At 64.0% G+C, this 4,654-nt stretch carries 4 protein-coding genes; all 4 read left to right on the top strand.

Annotated elements, in window-relative coordinates; all coding sequences use genetic code 11:
• Positions 1–507, top strand: a 507-nt coding sequence (locus IN820_RS07800; RefSeq protein ID WP_235989097.1) for a DUF2345 domain-containing protein, incomplete at its 5' end; no start/stop codon positions are given.
• A complete protein-coding gene (locus IN820_RS07795; protein WP_193680430.1) occupies positions 504–1,079 on the top strand; it encodes a DUF4123 domain-containing protein in 576 nt (191 codons plus the stop codon). The genes IN820_RS07800 and IN820_RS07795, both read left to right, overlap by 4 nt.
• The gene (locus tag IN820_RS07790; protein WP_193680429.1) at positions 1,076–3,754 is read left to right on the top strand and encodes a toxin VasX; all 2,679 of its coding nucleotides are present in this window, start codon (positions 1,076–1,078) and stop codon (positions 3,752–3,754) included. Before IN820_RS07795 ends, IN820_RS07790 begins: the two co-directional genes overlap by 4 nt.
• Positions 3,745–4,654: hypothetical protein (locus IN820_RS07785; protein ID WP_193680428.1), on the top strand; the 910-nt coding region annotated here is incomplete at its 3' end. The genes IN820_RS07790 and IN820_RS07785, both read left to right, overlap by 10 nt.

Genomic DNA, 4,654 nt, shown 5'->3' with positions numbered 1-4,654 from the left:
ATCCGCGTCGGCCACGAACGCCACGACCGCATCGAGGCCAACGCCTACAGCGAATTCCAGGCCGAGGAACACCGTACCACCCACGGCGATCGCAAGACCGAGGTGCGCGCCAGCGACCACCTCACCGTGGGCCACGACCAGCACGTGCAGATCGGCAGCGGGCAGTTCGTCGAAGCCGGCCAGGAAATCCATCTCTCCAGCGGCCTGAAAGTGGTGCTCGAAGCCGGCAGCGAACTCACCGTCAAGGCCGCCGGCAGCTTCGTCAAACTCGATGCCGGCGGCATCACCCTCGGCGGCCCCGTCATCCAGGCCAATGCGGGCGGCAGCCCGGGCAAGGGCTCGGGGGCGAGGCCGATCCTGCCGGGGCAGGTGAGCCCGGCTGATGCGGACAGGCCGGGCGTTCCGCTGGAAGCGCTGCTCAAGCAGAACCTGCTGTTTCGCAGTACCCGCGCGGGTGTGTGCGAAGTCTGCGAGGCGGCCAGGGCGTTGCCGGAGGACGATGCATGAACGCACTCCCTACCACTGGCAACGGCGCCCTTCTGCTGGACGGCGCCCGCCATGAAAATGCCACGGCCTGGCTCTATCAGCGCTTTCCCACTCATCAACCCTGGCCGTTGCTGCTGGGCACGGACTATGAGCCCATCGCCGATGCGGGCCCCATCCTGCTGGACGCCCCGCAGGGTAGTCCGGCCTGCGAGGCCTGGCGGCACGGCAGCGATATCGAGGATGGCGTCTGGCTGCAAAGCGATGCCGCGCTGGACGATCTTCAACGCATCCTGCAGCGCCGACTGCGCATCTTCACGCCGGAGCGGGGCGAACTCTGGTTGCGCCTGGGCGATGCCCGTCCGTTGTACCGTGCCTGGCAGAGCGGGGCGCAGTGGCCGGAAGGTTTCTGGCATGGCGTCCAGGGCGTCTGGCTTCGCGGTGGGACCGGCATTTTCTGCGCCTGGCATAATGACCGGCCGCAGCAGGACGGGGCGCCGGACGATCTGGGCATCGCCGCCCAACTGACGCTCGACTGGCCCCTGCTGCAAGCGCTGGCCAACCAGGACGATATCGCACAGGACGCGAAACCATGACTGCCCAGGCTCCCCATTCCTCTCGCTTGACGCCCGCCGCCTGCCCTTTGCTCAGTGCCGTGCTGCCGCTGCGCTACGCACTCGGTCCGACCCTGGCGGTGGATACCAGCGCCCATGAGCTACCGCCGCTGCGAGGGGAATTTCCCGCCATCGGCGATTATTTCGAGCCCTTGCGCGGCCGCCCGTTGAACTACACCGCACGCCTGCTGCGCGATGGCTGGCTGTACGTCTGGCAGAGCGGGCTGCAACGGCTGGTCGAGTACCGCGTCGTCCAGGCCGTGCTGACGCAAACTCCGCGTGGCGGCAAGGTCATCGATGGGCGCAGCCTGGCCTATCTGCTGCTGCCTGCCGGCGAACCGGCCATGCTGGCCTGGTCTCCGAGCCAGTGGAGCGATGCGCAATTCGCGGCTGCCAGGACCGGCACGGCGATTCGCCAGCGGGTGATGCGCGCGATCACCCCGGGCGCGGCGCCCTTCAGCGGCCCGGCCCATAGCATTCACGAACGCATCGGCGACTATATGGATGCCGACTGGTATGGCTGGAGCAGCGAGTCCTCCACCTCCCATCGCCCCGCCTGGCCGCGCCTGTTGGACGACATGCAGCGCTGCGAGCAGCAGGCCTATGCCCTGATCGACGATCCCTGGGGCGTGCTGCTGGACCTGGCCGAACTGATCCGCGCCCGCCAGCAGGCCTTCAAGGTCACCCGGGAAATCCGCGGCGAGGACTGGGCCATGGCCGATGTGCTCAAGTCCCTGGCCGAGAACGACCCACAGGTCGGCGGACAATTGAGCAGCATCACCGATTACCGGAAGTTGAACGCCACCTGGCAGGAGCAGACGCGGGAAGAGGACGAGCACGCTGCCGACATCCGCCGCCTCGGCGAACTCTGGGCGGCCTGGTTCGACACCCTGGCGCAGCGTGGCCCCGCCAGCCTGGATACCGCCTGTGGCCATTTCGATATCGAACAGCCCCTGGCTCGCGCGGAGCTGGAGTTGCACTTCGCCGCTGCCTGCCTCGGCCCTGCGACCACTGGCCCGGGCGCCAAGGCCATCGCGAACGCCCTGATGCTCCGGCAGGAGACACGCAAGCCCTGGCTGGTCTGGTCGCTGCTGGGTCTGGGCAAGCGCCTGGGCATCGGCGAAATCAACGCTCTGACCGGATTGGCCGACGGCGCCCGGGACAGCGGTGCCAGCCTGCTCGACGAAGCCCGCAAACTGGCTGAATTGCTCAACCAGGCTGCGGAGAAACTGGCCCGGCATGTCCAGGGCTCGGCGCTGGAAGCCCTGTTCACCGCCCTGGCCCCCCTTGCCGGGCTGGGCCTGCAACGCGCCGATGACGGCACCAAGGCCGCCGGACGCCTGTACCTGGCGGCCTCGCTGGCGCGAAGCCAGCAACGCTTGGCCGTCGAGGCCGTCAGCCAGCGGCAACTGGGCGAATGGATGAGCGACCTGATGGGCACGCGGCCCAGACTACCCACTCATATCAAACCCACGCAGCTGAGTGCTGCTATCAGCGACGCCCTGCCATTCTTCCGCCTGCTACCAGCCAAGGACCTGCCTGCCCTGACCGGGCATCTGGCGGCGGACGTCAACCTCAGGGGAATGCTCGACCTCGGCAAGGGCGCGCTGGAAAAGGCACCGCTCAAGTGCTTGGTGGCGTTGGTGGCAGGGGTGAATTTTGCTTGGGGTGGGGTGCAGGTTTTGGATGGTGCTGCCCGGAGCAAGCTAAATCTCGCTGGCGGCTTTATGGGAATGCTTTCTGCAGCATCGGCCACGATACAAAAAGTCGCCGAAGTCGATTGGGAGTTATCGGTCAAGGTTAGCGGCACAACCTCCATTAGTTCGCAAAAGGCTTTGACCGATGCATTAGGAGTTGGAGCAAAAACAGCGCTTTCACAGTCAATTACATCAGGCTTCGATGCTCTAGTCTTTGGTATGGAGGCATTGGAGGCCTATCAGGCTGGCGATCTAGATACCGCTACGATCAATGCCGGATTAACCCTCGCGTCGAGCACCAACCTAGCCCTCTATGTACAAAGCTTCCGCGCTCTGCGGGCCGCCCGTGCGGCGGTAATTGCCGGCGAGGCTGCGGCTATAGCAAGAGGTGTCAGCGTGGCGCCGCATCTGGCTGCCCGCACGCTGGGCGTAACCATCCTGATCGTCGGTGGGATGATCGCCCGGCAATATACCCAGGACACTCCGCTGGAGGCCTGGATCAAGCACACCCGCTTCGGTATCCGTCCCGCCGATTGGGCCGGTAGCTACGAGCAGTCGATGACCGAGTTCTACAAAATCCTCTTTCCCATCGGCTTCCAGGCCTATCGCCTCAACGAATTGAACCCCTATCGCGGCATGCAGACGATCACCTATGTACTGCTACGTCTGCCGGGCAAGGATGCTTTGACCGACGATATGATCCACTTCAAGGGCCACGAGACCTGGGGCAGCTTCCTTGGCCTCGGTGGCAGGCGCAAGGCCGTGGAATGGACCGGCAAGGACTTCGATCGCCATGACGGCACCCGGGTACGGGGCGAGCCTGGTGTGGCCGTCTACCGCCGCGTCTATCACGAGGAGCACGGCAGCGAACTGGATGCCATCCACGGCGAGCTTAGTTACTCCCCCATCGAGGGTTTGACCCTGCCTCCCATTGAAATCAAGGAACTCGCATGGCTGTAAGCGATTTGATTCAGCAGGCTAGCGCTCGCTTTGGCAAGAACTCCAGTATGGTTCTGCGTGCCGACCAACCCACCGGGGAAAAACCTTGGGAGATGTTCGTCACCGACGAACATACTGAGCGCTATCTATCCCTGAGGGCGGGAGGGGATACAGATAGAGGGCTGGTAACAGGAGTATTAGGTGGTGGTGGAGTAATGCTGTTCATCGTCGTAATGTTCATAGCTTTGATCGCGCAGCGCTGGGATTTGGTGCCATCGATGCTCTGGATTTGCGTTCCTATGCTGATTGTTCCCTTCCTCTGGGAAACCCGCCGCCCACTTCCCCTGCCCATCCTCTTTAACCGCCGCACCCGCGAAGTCTATTTCGATCATGATGGCGAGCTGTACCACACCCCTTGGGACGGCATTCAGGCTCTTGCCGGCGAGTTCACCCTGGTCGGCCCGCATACCGGCGCTATGCGCAATGCCTCACTGGAAGTCTTGGTACGCCGCCTGGGCGAGCCGGACAACGCCCTGCTGGTGAGCCTGGGCCTGCCCATGGGCAAGACCCTGCAGATGCAGAAGGGCTTCTGGGAGTGGCTGCGCGCCTATATGGACAATGGCCCCTGGTTCGACGAGAACGGCCAGCGCAGCGAATCCGATGTCTTCGTCAGGGAAATGCTCTCCGCTCATATGAAACCTACGGATTTCCTCCCTTGGCGAAAGCAGGTGATTGCCGAGAAGAAGTCCGCCAGTGAGGGCCGCAACTATCTGGAGTGGACGGACTTGGTGTTGTACCTGGGCCACTTGCTGTTCTACCCCATGAACTGGCTGCAGGAGTTCACCTACAACATCGCCAAACGCCGCTCGCGTAACCGCTGGCCGCAGATCGTCACCGAGCGCCTGCAGCCCGACGGCCCGA

The organism is Pseudomonas lopnurensis (assembly GCF_015070855.1).
GTDB lineage: Bacteria > Pseudomonadota > Gammaproteobacteria > Pseudomonadales > Pseudomonadaceae > Stutzerimonas > Stutzerimonas lopnurensis.
This window is presented reverse-complemented; position numbering and strand designations above follow the sequence as displayed.